The sequence below is a fragment of the Tepidisphaeraceae bacterium genome (assembly GCA_035998445.1).
Lineage (GTDB): Bacteria > Planctomycetota > Phycisphaerae > Tepidisphaerales > Tepidisphaeraceae > DASYHQ01.
The window spans coordinates 98,197-113,603 of sequence record DASYHQ010000026.1 but is presented as its reverse complement, the minus strand read 5'-3'; the positions used below and the strand labels follow the sequence as shown (position 1 = coordinate 113,603).

Sequence of the window (15,407 nt, the reverse complement as noted above, 5' to 3'; positions counted from 1 at the left end):
CCGACGCGAGACGAACATGATTGACGTCTGGACACAACCCCTCACGCTCCGCGGCCTGTACGCGCTGGCCATGGGCCGCGCGTTCCTGCGATTTCGCGACCCGCGCCGCAGGACGTCGGGCCGATCTCACACGGCGTTCTACCAGCGCACCTGGCGCGAGGCGGCTAGCGAGATTGGCGCGACGTACACGGCGCTGGGATCGGGCATCGGCGAGATCGACCTCGACGGCCAACGCACGTACGTCACGGACAACGTGACGGCGATCGACGATCCGGTCACGCTGGCGGTGCTACACGACAAGGTGCTCACGCATCGCCTTCTGCGCGAGGAAGGGCTGAGCGTACCGCGCCACGCCGCGTTCTCGATCGGCGAGCTTGGGCCGGCCAAGGCGTTCATAAGCACGTGCCTTGGCGACTGCGTCGTGAAACCGGCCGGTGGCACCGGTGGGGGGCGCGGGGTGACGACCGGCATCCGCAGACCATCGCATCTGGCTCGCGCCGCGGCGTGGGCGGCGGTGTACAACGACGAGCTGATGATCGAAGAGCAGATCCATGGCGACAACTACCGCCTGCTGTACCTCGACGGCGTGCTGATCGACTCGTTCGTCCGCCGGCTGCCTTCGGTGGTGGGCGATGGGCGGACGAACGTCGCCGGCCTGGTTCGCCGGGCGAACGATGAACGACTGCGGAACGGTTCGGACATCTCGCAGGTGCTGTTGTCGGTCGACCTCGACATGCGCCGCACGCTGGCCAAGCAGGGCCTCTCGCTGCGATCGGTTCCGGCGGCGGGCACGCAGGTGACGCTGAAGACGGTCGTGAACGAGAACAGCGGCGCCGACAACACGACGGCGACGCCGTTGCTGTGCCAGTCGATCATCAACGACGGTGCGCGGGCCGCGCGATCGCTGCGCGTCCGCTTCGCCGGCATCGACATCGTTACCGCCGACCCGACCGTGCCGTTGGCGGATTCGGGCGGCGTGATTTTGGAGGTGAACGGCACGCCGAACCTCTACTACCACTACAAGAAGCGCGACGGATGCTTCCCGGTGGCGACGCATCTGCTTCGTCGAATGTTGTTCGAACGGTCGGCGTCGATGGCGAACGAGATGGCCGCTGCCGCGCAGGATGCATAAGGGCACACATGAAGATCGAGATTGTTCACAACTTCGACGCGCACCGGCTGATGGCCGACGAGGCGTTCCGCGGCGCCTGGGCCCAGCTGTGGGACCAGTGTCCGTGGGCCACCACGTGCCAGGCGCACGGCTTCGCCGACGCGTGGTACGGCGCATATCGCGAGCATTACGAGCCGCTGTTGGTGCTGGGCCGAAGCGATACTGGCGCGCTGCTCGCCGTGTTGCCCTTGGGCAAGGCCATTCGCGGTGGACGAGTGGTGGTGGCTGGCGCGCATCAGGCGGAGTATCAATCCTGCGTCTCCGCTCCCGAGCATGGCGACACGTTCATGAGGTTGGCGATGGTGGCGCTGCAGCCACTGCTGGCATCCAGCGGCCTTGCGCTGCGATACATGCAGCCGTCGTCGCCCACCGCTTGGCTTGATGATGCGTCGCTTCAATCTCGTGTCACCACCAAGTGGCACCGCCGGCCCCTGATGCGCTTCGACGACGGCAAGGAGGTCGAGGCCTCGCTGAAGAAGTCGGGCAACAAGAGTCGCATTCGGCGGATGAAGAAGTTCGGCAACGTTGCCCTCGTGCACATCACGGATCCGGCCGAGTTTGAACGGCTGCTCGGTACGATCATCGAATCGTACGACCTGCGCCGCCTGGCGATCGATGGCGTGGCGCCGTTTCAGCACGATCCGTGCAAGCGCCCGTTTCACCTGAGCCTGATGCGCACGCCCGGCCTGCTGCACGTCACCGTGTTGAAGGTCGGCGATCAGGTCGCGTCGGCCCATCTGAACGCGATGGGCAAGCGCGACGGCATCGTCAGCTTGATCTGTCACAACGCCGCCCTTGGGTCGCATTCGCCAGGCAAGATTCACGTGCTGATGCTGGCGCAACTGCTGATGAAGCAGGGTTACGGGCAGCTCGACCTTACGCCCGGCGGCGATGCGTACAAAGAGCGGTTCGCAACGGCCTGGGACGAGGTGCGCGAGGTTTCGATCTTCCCCACCTCCGCCGCTCGGCAACGCGCTGCCTTCATGCTGCGTGCGGACGGCGCGATTCGATCCGGTTTGACGAAGGTCGGCATTCAGCCTGCCAAGGCCAAGGCCGCCTCGCGCGAGGTGCGCTCGATGGGCCCGCTGAAGGCTGCCCAGGCCGTGACGCGCTGGGCCACCGACTGGAGCGCGTCGCGCCAGGTCACCAACGTATACCGGTGGTCACCGGCATCCCTGGCGAATCCGAATGAGTACCCCTTGGCCCGCCGCGATACGCTGAAGCAGTTGCTGGACTGCGACCTGAGCGAGTTGGGCATCTCGCAGCGGCAGTTCGTGTCGAGCGCGCTGCGGCGTATCGAGTCTGGCAACCATCTGTACAGCGTGATCGACGGCCAACGCCTGCTGCACTGCGGGTGGCTGGCGCACGGGCCCGATCCCGAGGGGCTCGCGGAAGTGATGCCAGGCCTAACGGTTCCTTCCACCAGCGTCGTCCTGTTCGACCTCTACAGCACCGCGACGTCGCCGCGCCGTGGACCGGCGAGCTTTATCGAACATATGTTGCGGCACGCGGTCACCATCGCCAACGGGGCGCCGGTGATCGTGGTTTCGCCAAGCCGCGGCCGTATTGCCGAGGCGGTCTGTCGTGTGCCCGGCATGATCCTCGAGCGGTCGATCACGCAAACGTGTCACACGGGCCGGCGGAGCATTATGTTGGCGCAGCACGCGGACAACTGTTTATCGACCCCGATCCCATCCAGCGTGCCGGCTGTGGAGCCGAGCGATGCACAAGAAGAACCGGCACCGGCGACACCGTCGCTCGCAACGTCGGTGGTACGACAACAAGGCAAGCGCCGGACGGCAACGGCCGCCGAGGTTGTTCACGGAGCGTAGATATGACTGCGACAACAGAGGCGACCGGCGAGCGCGTGGCTCGCAAGCGGCCGCCCGTCATCCTGCTGGGGGGCGAGGCCAACGCGCTATCGGTGGCGCGCGATCTCGGCCGCGCCGGCGTGAAGGTGTACGCGATCTGCGGCGCCGAATCGGTCGTGCGCCACTCGCGGTACTGCCGCTGGATCGACGTGCGTGTGAAAGGGCCGATCGAGGACGCGTGGGGCCAGTTCCTGCTGTCGCCGAAGGCCGATCATCTGCGCGGCGCGGTCCTGCTAACGTGCAGCGACACCGGCATTCAGGTGCTGATGCGCTATCGCCAGGAACTGTCGCTGCGCTTCAAGCTTGACCTGTGCAACCCGGCGGCGCAGGCGGACATGCTGGACAAGTTCACCACCTACCGCCACGCCAAGGCCGCCGGCGTGCCGACGCCGCGCTTCTGGGAAAGCGCCACGCGCGAGCAGATCCTGGAGCTGCGCGAGTCGCTCGCGTTTCCCGTGCTGGTCAAGCCTCGCCTGTCGCACCTGTTCGAGGCGCACTTCGGGCGCAAGCACGTGATCGTCGCAAATTTCGACGAGCTCATGGAGACGTTCGACAAGTCCACGGCGGCAAAGCTGGACGTGCTGATCATGGAATGGGTGCCGGGCCCCGATAGCCAGCTGTGCAGCTACTACACGTACCTGGACGAGGACGGCAAGCCACTGTTCGACTTCACGAAGCGCATCATCCGCCGGTACCCCAGCGGCATGGGCACCGCGTGCTATCACATTACCGACTGGGTGCCGGAGATCATCGATCACTCCAACCGCCTCTTCAAGCAGGCTGGCCTGCGCGGATTGGCCAACATCGAGTTCAAACGCGACCCACGTGATGGCGAATACAAGGTGATCGAGTGCAACGCGCGCTTCACCGCGTCTAACTGTCTGGTGTCGGCCAGCGGCTGCGGCATCGCGCTGTTCGTCTACAACCGCATCGTCGGTGAGCCGCTACCGACGATGGACTCGTACGCCCGCGGCATGCGCCTCTGGGACCCGTACCGCGACTTCGCGGCGTTCGGTGAACTGTGGGAACTGGGCCAGATCACGCTTGGCGCGTGGCTGCTCAGCATCATGTACCGCCAGACGTTCGCGTTCTTCAGCTGGTCGGACCCGATGCCGGCGGTCGTCCGCTCGATGAAGCCGGTCAAGAAGTTGTTCCTGTCGCTCGGCCGGTCGTTGCGGCGCGTCGAGATCAATGGGCCGCACGTGGCCGTTCTGGAGAAAAGCGTATGAACGGCCGCGAGCACAACGCGACAAAGATCCGGATCGTGCACGTCATCAACAGCTTCCAGTTTGGCGGCGCTGAAGCGATGCTGTGCAACCTGGTGCTGCGCACCGACCGCGACCGATTCGAACCGTCGGTCGTCGCGCTGATCGACGACATGACGGTCGCCGGCCCGCTCATCAAGGCGGGCATCCCGATCACCGTCATCGGCATGAAGCCCGGCCTGCCCGACCCGCGCGGCGTATGGCGGCTGGCCCGGCACCTGCGGGCCGCGCGGCCGGCGGTCGTGCAGACGTGGATGGACCACTCGAACCTTATCGGTGGCATCGCGTCGCGCATGGGGTGCGACGCCCACGTGGTGTGGGGCGTGCACCATTCCGAACACGTGCGCGGCGTGGCGAAGCGGTCGACGCTGCTCACGGTGTCCGCCTGCGCAAAGCTATCGCGACGCGTGCCATCGCAGATCGTGCTTTGTTCCAACTATTCCCGCACCCACTACGCCGAGCGCGGCTTCGCGGCCGAGAAATTGACCGTCATCCCCAACGGGTTCGACACGTCGCTGTTCCGGCCCGACGCCGATGCGCGGCGCAACGTTCGGCAGGAACTGGGCCTGCGTGACGACGAAGTCGTGTTCGGTCTGGCAGCGCGGTACGACCCAATGAAGGACCCCGGAAACTTCCTTCAGGCCGCGGCCCTGTTGGCGAAGCGGCATGCCAGCGCGCGGTTTGTCGTCTACGGCGCGAACATGAATCGGGATAACGCGGAACTGATGGAACAGATCGACGCGCTCGGCCTCGTGGACCGAATCGTGCTGCTTGGGCCGCGCCGCGACGTGGCGCGAGTTCATGCGGCGATGGACGTGGCGGTGCTGTCGTCGATCAGCGAGGCTTTCCCGCTGGTGCTCGGCGAGGCGATGTCGTGCGGCGTGCCGTGCGTGTCGACCGACGTCGGTGACGCGTCGCTGATCGTGGGTGACTTCGGCCGGATCGTGCCGCGCCGCGACCCCCAGGCGATGGCCGATGCCTGGGGCGACATGATCGCGATGGGCGCCACCGGCCGAGCACAACTCGGTCAGCAGGGCCGCCAGCGGGTGCGCGAACTGTTCGACTTGGACGCCGTCACCCGCCGCTACGAGGACCTTTATCTGAAGTTGGCCACCGGCGGCTCATCACCGAAGCCCGCAAGTGTCTCGGAATGGCGAACGACCGCAGCCGGTGGCGCCCCCGCGCCATTGACGGGCAATGCTTGAGCGGAAGTGGACGAGGAATAGGAACAGACACATGCCCATCGATCGTCTTACGAGTGAAACGTCGGCCGCGAGCATTGAAGTTGCGACGCCCGCGCCGCTGCGCGTGTTGCTGATCGTCGAATCGAGCGGCGGCGGCACCGGGCGGCACGTGTGCGACCTGGCCGACGGCCTGACCGCGCGTGGCTGCGAGGTGCATATGGTCTACTCGCCCACCCGCGCCGATCGCATGTTCATGCAGCGGCTCGGCGAGTTGCCCGACCTGCGTGCGGTGGCGATGCCGATGCGCACCGGCATTCACCCTAGTGATCTTCATGCCGTGCGCGCGATACGCCGGTACATGCGCCAGAACGGGCCATTCGACGTCGTGCATGGTCACAGTTCCAAGGGTGGCGCGCTGGCACGGCTGGCTGGCTTCTGCACCGGCGCGAAGGTCGTCTACACGCTGCACGGCCTCATCATGATGGACCCGGGCTTGGCGTGGTGGAAGCGCACGTTCTACCAGGCGATCGAGCGCGTCCTCAGCTGGGGCACATCGCTCATCGTCGCGGTATCGCCGGAGGAGGCCCGGGCGGCCATTCGCATTGGCCTGGGCCAGTCGCGCGTCATCACCGTGCCCAACGGCATCGGCCCGATGAAGCTAACCGATCGCACAGCGGCCAGGCAGGCGCTGGGCGTGGCGTCCGACGCGGTCGTGATCGGCTTCGTCGGTCGGCTGGTCGAACAGAAGGCGCCGGACGTGCTGCTGAAGGCGTTCGCTGCCACCGTGCGACAGGTGCCGCAATCGCGGCTGGCGATGGTGGGGGCCGGGCCGTTGGATGCATCACTGCGCGAACTGGCGGCCAAGTTGGGTGTAACCGACAAGGTCATCTGGCTCGGTGAGCGCGATGCGCGCGAGCTGCTGGCGGCGTTCGACATCTTTGCCCTGTCCAGCCGCAAGGAGGGCCTGCCCTACGTGATCATCGAAGCGATGGCGGCGGGCCACCCCATCGTCGCGACGCGCTCGGCAGGGGTTGAGATCCTCATTGAGCCCGGCCGTAACGGCGCCATGGTCGAAGCGGGCGATGTCGACGGCTTCGCCGCAGCGTTAACCGAACTGGCCGCCAATCCGGCTTCGCTGGCGCGCAGCGGGCGAGAGTCGCGCCGTATGGCGGCGCGGTTCACGACCGACGCGATGGTCAACGACACGCTCGGCGCGTTCCACGACGTGGTGGGAGACGCTCGCCGCAGCGCTGCGCGTGTGCAACAACCCAAGGCGCCCGTGCCGGTGGCGGCGGCGGCGCCGGAGATGAAGATCGACGTGCCACGACGAAAGCAGACCGCATGATCAACGTCGCTCAAACGCTCATCCGCAACACCGACTCGGTCTTCGCGCGTGCCTACCTCGGCGTTCGCCCGGAGCGGCCGGCGCTCATGTCGTTCCTGTTCCACTCGCTGTTCCGCGACGAACGCGAGATCGCGATGAACCATGTCGACCCGCTGCAGCGCACCACCGTTGCGCAGTTCCGGCAGTTCATCGAGTACTACCTGGAACACGGCTACACGTTCATCGACCCGCAGGACGTGCTGAACGGCCTGAAGGCCGACCGGAAGTACGCGCTGATCACGTTCGATGACGGTTACTTCAACAACGCACTGGCGCTGCCGATCCTGAACGAGTTCCGCGTGCCGGCGACGTTCTTCATCTCGGCCAACCACGTGCGCGACAACAAGTGCTTCTGGTGGGACGTGCTGCACCGCGAGCGCTGCCAGCGTGGCGCGTCGCCGCAGCAGATCTACCGCGAGGGCGCGGCGATGAAGTCGATGACGACCGAGGCGATGGAGGTCCAACTGACTCGTCACTTCGGCACCGACGCCTTCCGCCCGCGCAGCGATATAGATCGGCCGTTCACACCGAGCGAACTGCGCGACTTCGCGAGCAACCCGTACGTGCACATCGGCAACCACACCGCCAACCACGGCATTCTAACGAACTACCCGCCCGACCAGGTGCGCGAGCAGGTTGCCGGCGCACAGGCGATGCTGACCGAGATGACGGGAAAAACGCCGATCTCCATCGCTTATCCAAACGGTGGACATTCGCTGGAGGTAGTGCGGATTTGCAGGGAAGCGGGGCTGAAGGTCGGCTTCACGGTGCGCCCCGAGAAGAGCGCCTTGCCGCTTGGCGAGCCCGATTCCGACCTGCTGCGCTTGGGCCGATTCTGCCCGCACGGCGAGTCGTCGATCATCGGCCAATGCAGGACGTACCGGTCCGACGTGCTCGTCTACGGCCTGTTCCGCGACACGTACCTGCGGCTGGTTCGCGGCAAGGTGGCCCAGTAAATCGGTGGGGTGCCGTGGAGAGTGATTTCTGACGCAGCCCAGATCAGCGCATAAAAAAATCGGGAGTGCGAAAGGAGGGGGGGAACCTTCCGCGGGGGTCTCCCGACGCCGAAACTCTAACCTGTTCAGGTGAGGCAGGCAAGCCATTCCTTGTCTGAAAATGGCGGCTGTTCAAATTCTCGATGTGTTCCGTGGTTGCGACCTCGGCCGTGCGGCTAAGATGAAGTGCAGCCCGCGCATTGGAAAGGTGCCGACCGATATGCTTTATGTCGCCAGTCTTCTGCTGACCGGGCTGTACGTAGTGCTGCCCATCCTTGCCTTGGCCTGGCGATGTTTCGAGACGTGGCTTACCGGTAGTCGAAAGCCGCTCTGGTCGATGGGGGGCGTGGTGCTGTGGGGGCTGTTGATCGGCATCGGTTTGACGCTCGCCTTCGCGCACGCGGCGACCGCCCGTGCGCCGATCTCGCAGATGCTGCTGACCGCCTACTTCGCCATGGGCGCGCTGCTGATCCTGCGCGGCTTCAACGGCGTGCTGTCGCGGCTTTCGCGAAGCGTTCGCCCGCGATCGATGGTGAGCGCCTACCTGTTAGCCGTCGTGTTCTCGATGGGGCGCGTGTTGCTGCTGGCGGCGATCGGGTTGCCGTACGTCATGTCGACTTTGATGGTCTACCGCCCGAAGGTGACGCCGCTCGACAGCCCCACAGTTCAGATGGGCGTCGAGTACCGCCGGGTGATGTTCGAGGCGACGGACGGCACGCCGATCGTGGGGTGGTGGATCCCATCAACGGCCGACAACGATCGCGCGGCATCCACAGTGCTTGTCGCCCACGGATTGGGCGCCAACAAGTCCAACCACCTGTTGCTGGCGCGCGGCCCAATCGCAGCGGGTTACAACGTGCTGGCGATCGATTTGCGCGCCCACGGTGAGAGCGGTGGGCAGATGTCGACCTTCGGCGACCGCGAACGCCACGATGTGCTGGGCGCGGTGCAGTGGCTGATGGCGGCCCAGCCAGAGCGGTCGATGCAGATCTTCGGCCTTGGTGCCAGCATGGGCGCCGCCGCCATTGTCGCCGCGGCGGCCGACGATTCGGTCGAGGGGCAGCACATCGACGCCGTCGCGGTTTACGGCACGTTCGACGACCTCGGCAAGCTCGCCGACAGCGTGATGTACGACACGTTCCCCACGCCGCTAAACTGGCTGTTGCGCAACATCGGCGTGCCGATCGCATCGCTGCATACCGGCCGCGACCTCACCGACTTCGCGCCGGCCGAGCTTGCGCAGCAACTGTGGCCCAGGCCACTGCTGGTCATCCACGGCACCGACGACGAGATCATCCGCTTCGAGCACGGCCAAAGCCTCTACCTGCAAGCCCTGCAGCCCAAGCAGTTCCACTGGATCCAACGCGGCTCCCACAACAGCATCGCCGACGACGCCGGCGCAGCCCAGGCCGTGATCGATTTCTTCGATAACGCGAGGCGGATTCTATAAGGGCTGTCGCCACGACAAGTACGCTCGAGGCTTTGACGGCCACGGCTAAAAGTAATTCTTGAACTTCTCAAACCGCGCCTCAAGCCGTTGCTTGAGCATCGCGTGATCCGGCGAGAACGTGTGCCCGTTCCGGGCGATCGCAATGAACAGCTTGACCATGCTGTCCCAGTCATTCACATCAATGAACTCGGCCGCGATCTTGCCCTTGGCCTTATCCATGTTGTGGTAGTTGCCCAGCGGCACGCAGATCGAGCCGGCGGTGTAGCCGTAGACGTCGTAGACGGTGGCCTCGCAGGTGCCGCCGGGCATCAGGGCGCGCTGGTGCTTGAAGGTTCTGTCGGCCTTCGCGAGCGCTTCGGCCTGTTGGGTAATGAAGTAGCTGATGGCCGAGTTGAAGACGCTCGTGCGGTCGCCGATGCGCACGATGCAGCCACCGCCGATCGGCGCGTATGGCTGGGCGGCGGAGCACTCGATGGCGATCAGGCGGTCGGTCTTGCGCAGCAGTTTGGAATCGGTGGAGGCTGCGATGGCGCCGATGAAGCCTTCTTCCTCCGCCCGCGTCAGCAGGACCGCCACCGGCGACTTAGGCCGCTTACGGCTCAGCTGATCCAGCATGGCCAGCGCCGCCGCGGCGCCGGCCAGATCATCGCAAACGCGGCTGTGGAATCGCTTGCCACGGATGCGGCCCTCGCCCACGTCGAACATGCCTACGGAGCCCGCCATTACCGCTTGGGCAACGCGTACGGTCGCGGTGGCGGGGTAGCCACGGTCGCCGTCAACGACGTCGGTCACGGTGCCGCGAATCTCATCGCTGCCACTGAAAAACCGCACCCGCGAGCCGCGCACGTACGTGCTCAGCACGCCACCATGAAAGCGAGCATGCAGCGAGCGGTTGTCGATCATTCGCTCAGCGACGAACCCCGGGTGATCCATGTGGGCCGTAAACACCCACCGCGGCCCGCGCGAGCGGCCGGGCAACGAGATCAGCAGGTTGCCGAAGCGATCGCGCTGCAGCGACATCGACCGATGCGCCTTCACGAACCGTTCGACGAACGCTACGACCTGCGACTCGACGAAGGGCGCGGTGGGTAGGGAGCAGACTTGGGTGAGGAGGTCGTGGGACATGCGAGTCGTAATTACGGGTGATTGTTCCGGCTCCTCTCCCATGTACTCATGGGAGAGGCTGGGTGAGGGTGATTTGTTCTTTCGGGAACCGTCAGCAGTTCGAAATTACCCTCACCCAGCCTTTTCCGGAGTACCGAGAGCGGGGCCGGAGGGCAGGAGAAGCGCCTTAACTCCGATCCACCAAATCCCCCGCCTCATGGGTGACCGCATGTTCGCGCAGACGCGGTAGCAGGTCGCGGAGTTTGTCGGCCTGCGGCGAACCGGGGAAGCGCGCGATCAGCTCTTCCGACAGTTCGACGGCATCGGTAAAGCGCTTGCTGCGGATCAGCTCCTGGATGCGGGCCTCCAGTTCCTGGCGTTCCTGGATCTCCGCGTTGTCCTGAATGGTGCGCAGCGTGCTGCGCACCTTTTCGGCGCGCGGCAGGTCGCCAAACCTTTCCAGCAGCTTTTGCGTGCCGGCCAGGGCCTTGCGCCAGTCGCGGTGGTCGATGTCGGTGCGAATTTCGTCGAACAGTCGTTGGCAGGCGGCGTTGCGGAACAAGTCGCGCTCGCGGGCGATGCGGTCGCGCAGCGCCTGGGCTTCGTGGTTCGTGGGATAGTCGTTGATGAGCCCGTCGGCGATCGCGATCGCCTCGTCGAAGCGGGACAACGCCATCAGGTCTTCCGCCTTGTGCTGCGCGTTGTCGATCGCGGTGGTGGCCGCGGCGTCGCGGGCGTCGTTCAGCTGCTGGCGGACGAACTCGACGTCGTCGTCGCTCGAGTAGGCCGCGATGCATTGTTCGATCAGGCGCTCGGCCTCGCCGAACTGACCGGCGCCAAGGTGGTTGCGCGCCTGCCGTAGCATGAGGGACTTCTGGCGCTTCGCGTGGTTCAGGAAGCGCGACCGCTTCTGGGCCTCGCTCATCATCGACAGCTCGCGAATGTCGTCGAGCAGTTCGATCATTCGGGCGGATTGATCGGCGGACCCGATGGGGCGTGGCGGTACGGGTGGCACCGGCGCAGCGGGCGATGCGGTGGGTTCGACGGGTCGCTCGGCGATCCGGCGGTTCAGCGCGTCCACAGCTTCGATCAACTGTTCGAAGACCGGGTTGATCTGCGACCATGGATCGGCGGCGACCTCGTTCGGGTCGGCTGCGGGCGCCGCGGGTGGGGCAATGACGGTGGGGGTGGATGGTCGCTTTACCATCAGCACGGCCAGCGCGATGCCGGCCATCAGGTACATCAGGCCGGGCACCGCGGCTTCCATCTTCGCCTGCGTGCTGTCTGCAAGCTGGGCCACTTTCCCATAATGCACCGCGCCCGCCACGCCACAGGCGAGCACGAGCAGTGCGGAACAGACGATCCAGATGGGGGTAGATGTTCGCTGCGCCATGTGGGGGAGATCATAGCGTGCGGGAGAGGTTTGATGTAGGGATGGCTTCGCTATCGACGGGCGCTTCGACGCTTCACCCGCAAAGAAGAACTGGCCGCTGAAGCGGCCAGTCCGGCAGATGAATGACGCGAGTTGGTGTTGGGCGCTTGCTTAGAACGGGTCGGCCGCCGCCGACAGGTTCTCGAAGCGCGTCGTTTTGTTGATGAACGTCAGCTTCACGGTGCCCGTCGGGCCGTTACGCTGCTTGGCGATGATGACCTCGGCGATGTTGTCCGGCTGAAAGTCCGGCTCGGCCATGCGGTAGTAGTCCTCGCGGTGCAGCAGCGCGATCACGTCGGCGTCCTGTTCGATGCTGCCCGACTCGCGCAAGTCGCTCATGCGTGGGCGGTGACCGTCGCGGCCTTCGCTGCCGCGGTTCAGCTGCGACAGGCAGATGACGGGGACGGACAGCTCGCGGGCGACCGCCTTAATGCCGCGGCTGATCTCGCTGACCTGCTGCTGACGGCTTTCGACACCGGGGTTATCCATCAGCTGCATGTAGTCGATCATGATGCACTTGATGTCGTGCTGCATCTTCAGCCGACGGGCCTTGGCGCGCAGGTCCAGAATGGTCAGGCCCGGCGTGTCGTCGACCCAAATCGGCGCCTTTGCCAGTTCGCCGACCACGTTGGCCAGGTGAGCGTACTCGTGCGACTGAAGCATGCCCTTGCGCAGCTTGTGGGCGTCGATCTGCCCACGGCTGCAGAGCATGCGCTGGGCGAGCTGCTGCTTGCTCATTTCCAAGCTGAAGACGGCGGTCGGCAGGCGGTTGGTGGCGCTGATGTGCTCGATCATGTTCATCGCGAACGCCGTCTTACCCATCGACGGTCTGGCGGCGATGATGATCATCTCGCCCGGCTGCAGGCCGTTCATCATTTCGTCCAGCTCGAGGAAGCCCGTTTCGACGCCGCGCTGGCCGCGGGTCTCGATCATCTCGAAGACCTCGTGCAGCACTTCCTCCATCGCCACCATCTGCTTGCCGACCTTGTTCTGCGCGATTTCGAAGATGCGCTTCTCGGCCTTGTCCAAGACGATGTTGGCTTCCTCGTGCGGGGCGTAGGCGTCGCGCAGGATGTCGGTGCTGGCGCTGATGAGCTGGCGCAGCAGCGCCTTCTCGCGCACGATGCCGGCGTAGTGTGCGCCGTGGGCGGCCGAGGGCACACTGTTGAGGATGGCGGCCAGATACGCGATGCCGCCGACTTCGTCGAGCAACTGTCGCTTGATCAGCTCTTCGCGGACGATGACGGCGTCGATCGGGCGGTTCTGCTCGTACAGCTTCACCAGCACGTCGTAGATGATCTGGTGGTCGGCCTGATAGAAGGCCTCGCGGTCGACGATCTGCACGACCTCGCCGACCATCTCCTTGTCCAGCATCATCGACGCCAGCAGGCACATCTCCGACTCGATCGAGTGAGGCGGCAACCGATCGAACTGGCGTGCGATCGACGGGTCGACTAACTGGCTGGCTTGGCTCATCGGTACATCTCTCGCGTGTTGCACTAGCTTGCTAACGAAACCCGAACATACTCATCCATTCATCGGGCCGCAAGACAAATCGGCTTGAGGGATCTTGTAGGGTCAGAGCGGGGTTCCGCCTAACGCGCGGGGAGGTGGCGACGGGTTGTACACGGGCTACCCACAGGGGGTGTTGAATTCGCTCGGCGACAGGCGATGTGAGGGTGAATTCGAGCTGCCCCACGCGCCGTGAGCAAAGAGTTGCCCACGAATGGGCTCGAATCAATACGAATAAGAGCTGCGCCGTGTTGCGCCTTTTTTATTCGTGTTGATCCGTCCCCCATTCGTAGGCTGTCTGCAGTTCGAATTCACCCTCACCTAGCCTCTCCCGGCGTACCGGGAGAGGGACCAGAGAGAAATCGTTCCATTTTGACGAGGGACGGTTTTGCTTACTTTGCCAGCGCGGCTTTCACGTCCCTTTCCAGTTGCGCTTTGGTATCCGCGCCGACACCGATATGAACGGACTGGACGATGCCGTTCTTATCGATGATGAGCGTCTGCGGAATGGCCTCGGCGGCGTAGTCCATGCTGACCTTGCCGTTGGCGTCGAGGGCGACCTTCATGTCGAAGTTCTGCTTGGCCATAAAGGGCTTAATCTCTTCGGGGGTCTCGCCGACGTTCACCGCGTAGAAGACGACGTTCTGGTCGGCGTACTGGTCGGCGACCTGATCGACCAACGGCATGCCGACGATGCACGGGCCGCACCAGGTGGCCCAGAAGTCGAGGATGACGACGTCCTTGCCCTTGTGGTCGGCCAGGTTCAACGTGCCGCCATCGAGTAACGGGACATTGATGGCCGGGGCGGGCTTGCCTAGCAGAACGTGCGGCGCCTCGCCGTGCCCATTGCCGCCCGACCCGGATTGATCAGAGCAAGCGAGCGATGCGAACAGCGGCAGCACCAACATGCTGGTAAGTGCAAACGGGCGCCAGAAAGTCGAGCGTGTCATGTCGGTCCTTCGTCGGGAACTGCTGCAATGGCTGAGTTTGAGTAAGACGCGCCCGATCGTAGGTTTGTTGCAGTAGGGTTGTCGATTTGCAAATGAAACCGGGCTTATGACGTCACGACGCAACCGTCATCGTGAGTGCCTCTGAGTATGTTAAAAAACGCGGTCGCGGCTGCCTTTCCGTGGCATGGGCGTCTCGCCCATGCGTGTGGAGTGGAATGAGAGATTGATTTGATGGCTGCTGCGCCGACCGAGCCGCTGCAACCAATTCTGTCTTCCGACCCTCACACACGCATGGGCGAGACGCCCATGCCACGGTCGGAGCGGACGCGGCGTTGTTCTTTACACCGTCTCAAAATAACGGCTCGGCAACGGACTTCCTTTTCAGGTGCATATACTCCAATGAAACAGCCCGCACGGAGAACCGTGCGGGCCGTGTCAGTTTTCGATGATGCCAGAAGAACCAGCCACTGAAGTGGCGAAGTCCAAAGAAGCCTTATCCGTTGCGTTCAAAGTTGCTCGCGGGGGCCGGCTCGGCGGCGGCGGCCTTGCGGGCGGCTTCGATGGACTCGCGGCTGTCGGCGTCGGGGGCGACCCACACCTTCAGCTCGGTCTCGATGCCCTCGGCGAAGCGCACCGTGACCATGTAGGTCTCGATGCGGTCGAGCTTGCCCGGCAGGTAGACGTCGTCCGGCTCGACGTTGTAGCCCATGCCCTGCAGCGCACGGCTGATGTCGGTCGCGCTGACGGCGCCGTACAGGTTGCCCTGCTCGTTGGCGCGACGCTCGAGCGTCACCTCGACGCCGGCGAGCTTCTTGATCAGCGTCTGCTGCTGCTCGCGCTGCTCGCGCTCCTGCTTTTCGATCTCCTGCCGACGAACCTCGATCTTCTTGAGGTTATTCGGCGTCGGCTCGACGGCCAGGCGCTGGGGCAGCAGGTAGTTACGGGCATAGCCCGGCGACACCTCGACCACGTCGCCAACCTTGCCGACGTGCTTGACGCTTTCCTGAAGGAGAAGTTTTACGTTTGCCATTTGAATACCTCTGTGATTGATGAGTGGTGATTGACTGTTGCGCGAGTGATGTTGGCCCG

At 64.5% G+C, this 15,407-nt stretch carries 12 protein-coding genes; 7 read left to right on the top strand and 5 right to left on the bottom strand.

Annotated features, from left to right (window positions below; translation table 11 throughout):
- The first annotated feature begins 16 nt into the window (after positions 1 to 16).
- The 7 genes from VGN72_11425 to VGN72_11395 all read left to right on the top strand — a co-directional run bounded on the left by VGN72_11425 (position 17) and on the right by VGN72_11395 (position 9,320).
- Positions 17 to 1,132, top strand: a complete 1,116-nt coding sequence (locus tag VGN72_11425; GenBank protein HEV7299966.1) for a hypothetical protein — start codon at positions 17 to 19, stop codon at positions 1,130 to 1,132.
- 8 nt (positions 1,133 to 1,140) lie between these two features.
- Positions 1,141 to 3,003, top strand: coding sequence for a GNAT family N-acetyltransferase (locus VGN72_11420; GenBank protein ID HEV7299965.1), 1,863 nt, complete (start codon positions 1,141 to 1,143; stop codon positions 3,001 to 3,003).
- Positions 3,004 to 3,005: 2 nt separating this feature from the next.
- Positions 3,006 to 4,271 carry a hypothetical protein gene (locus VGN72_11415; protein HEV7299964.1) on the top strand — a complete coding sequence of 422 codons (1,266 nt, stop codon included), beginning with the start codon at positions 3,006 to 3,008 and terminating at the stop codon, positions 4,269 to 4,271.
- A complete protein-coding gene (locus VGN72_11410) occupies positions 4,268 to 5,512 on the top strand; it encodes a glycosyltransferase (protein HEV7299963.1) in 1,245 nt (414 codons plus the stop codon). Before VGN72_11415 ends, VGN72_11410 begins: the two co-directional genes overlap by 4 nt.
- 31 nt (positions 5,513 to 5,543) lie before the next feature.
- Positions 5,544 to 6,836: a glycosyltransferase family 4 protein gene (locus VGN72_11405; protein HEV7299962.1), complete on the top strand. Its 1,293-nt coding sequence runs from the start codon at positions 5,544 to 5,546 to the stop codon at positions 6,834 to 6,836.
- Positions 6,833 to 7,831, top strand: a complete 999-nt coding sequence (locus VGN72_11400; protein HEV7299961.1) for a polysaccharide deacetylase family protein — start codon at positions 6,833 to 6,835, stop codon at positions 7,829 to 7,831. The genes VGN72_11405 and VGN72_11400 overlap by 4 nt, the downstream gene beginning before the upstream one ends.
- 259 nt (positions 7,832 to 8,090) lie before the next feature.
- Positions 8,091 to 9,320: an alpha/beta hydrolase gene (locus tag VGN72_11395; GenBank protein ID HEV7299960.1), complete on the top strand. Its 1,230-nt coding sequence runs from the start codon at positions 8,091 to 8,093 to the stop codon at positions 9,318 to 9,320.
- 45 nt (positions 9,321 to 9,365) lie between these two features.
- On the opposite strand, the gene VGN72_11390 is transcribed toward VGN72_11395, so the two are convergent.
- The 5 genes from VGN72_11390 to rplI all read right to left on the bottom strand — a co-directional run bounded on the left by VGN72_11390 (position 9,366) and on the right by rplI (position 15,348).
- Positions 9,366 to 10,445, bottom strand: a complete 1,080-nt coding sequence (locus VGN72_11390) for a M20/M25/M40 family metallo-hydrolase (GenBank protein HEV7299959.1) — start codon at positions 10,443 to 10,445, stop codon at positions 9,366 to 9,368.
- 166 nt (positions 10,446 to 10,611) lie between these two features.
- The gene (locus tag VGN72_11385; GenBank protein ID HEV7299958.1) at positions 10,612 to 11,817 is read right to left on the bottom strand and encodes a hypothetical protein; all 1,206 of its coding nucleotides are present in this window, start codon (positions 11,815 to 11,817) and stop codon (positions 10,612 to 10,614) included.
- A 150-nt stretch (positions 11,818 to 11,967) separates the two neighbouring features.
- Positions 11,968 to 13,332: a replicative DNA helicase gene (dnaB, locus tag VGN72_11380; GenBank protein HEV7299957.1), complete on the bottom strand. Its 1,365-nt coding sequence runs from the start codon at positions 13,330 to 13,332 to the stop codon at positions 11,968 to 11,970.
- A gap of 428 nt (positions 13,333 to 13,760) precedes the next feature.
- Positions 13,761 to 14,318 carry a TlpA disulfide reductase family protein gene (locus VGN72_11375; GenBank protein HEV7299956.1) on the bottom strand — a complete coding sequence of 186 codons (558 nt, stop codon included), beginning with the start codon at positions 14,316 to 14,318 and terminating at the stop codon, positions 13,761 to 13,763.
- A gap of 493 nt (positions 14,319 to 14,811) precedes the next feature.
- Positions 14,812 to 15,348, bottom strand: a complete 537-nt coding sequence (gene rplI, locus VGN72_11370; protein HEV7299955.1) for a 50S ribosomal protein L9 — start codon at positions 15,346 to 15,348, stop codon at positions 14,812 to 14,814.
- Positions 15,349 to 15,407 lie beyond the last annotated feature (59 nt).

Bases quoted from the DNA above. Each gene is read 5' to 3' on its own strand.
- VGN72_11415 (HEV7299964.1), top strand. From the start codon at position 3,006: ATGACTGCGACAACAGAGGCGACCGGCGAGCGCGTGGCTCGCAAGCGG.
- VGN72_11395 (HEV7299960.1), top strand. From the start codon at position 8,091: ATGCTTTATGTCGCCAGTCTTCTGCTGACCGGGCTGTACGTAGTGCTG.
- dnaB (HEV7299957.1), bottom strand. From the start codon at position 13,332: ATGAGCCAAGCCAGCCAGTTAGTCGACCCGTCGATCGCACGCCAGTTC.
- VGN72_11425 (HEV7299966.1), top strand. From the start codon at position 17: ATGATTGACGTCTGGACACAACCCCTCACGCTCCGCGGCCTGTACGCG.
- rplI (HEV7299955.1), bottom strand. From the start codon at position 15,348: ATGGCAAACGTAAAACTTCTCCTTCAGGAAAGCGTCAAGCACGTCGGC.
- VGN72_11410 (HEV7299963.1), top strand. From the start codon at position 4,268: ATGAACGGCCGCGAGCACAACGCGACAAAGATCCGGATCGTGCACGTC.
- VGN72_11390 (HEV7299959.1), bottom strand. From the start codon at position 10,445: ATGTCCCACGACCTCCTCACCCAAGTCTGCTCCCTACCCACCGCGCCC.
- VGN72_11375 (HEV7299956.1), bottom strand. From the start codon at position 14,318: ATGACACGCTCGACTTTCTGGCGCCCGTTTGCACTTACCAGCATGTTG.
- VGN72_11400 (HEV7299961.1), top strand. From the start codon at position 6,833: ATGATCAACGTCGCTCAAACGCTCATCCGCAACACCGACTCGGTCTTC.
- VGN72_11405 (HEV7299962.1), top strand. From the start codon at position 5,544: ATGCCCATCGATCGTCTTACGAGTGAAACGTCGGCCGCGAGCATTGAA.
- VGN72_11420 (HEV7299965.1), top strand. From the start codon at position 1,141: ATGAAGATCGAGATTGTTCACAACTTCGACGCGCACCGGCTGATGGCC.
- VGN72_11385 (HEV7299958.1), bottom strand. From the start codon at position 11,817: ATGGCGCAGCGAACATCTACCCCCATCTGGATCGTCTGTTCCGCACTG.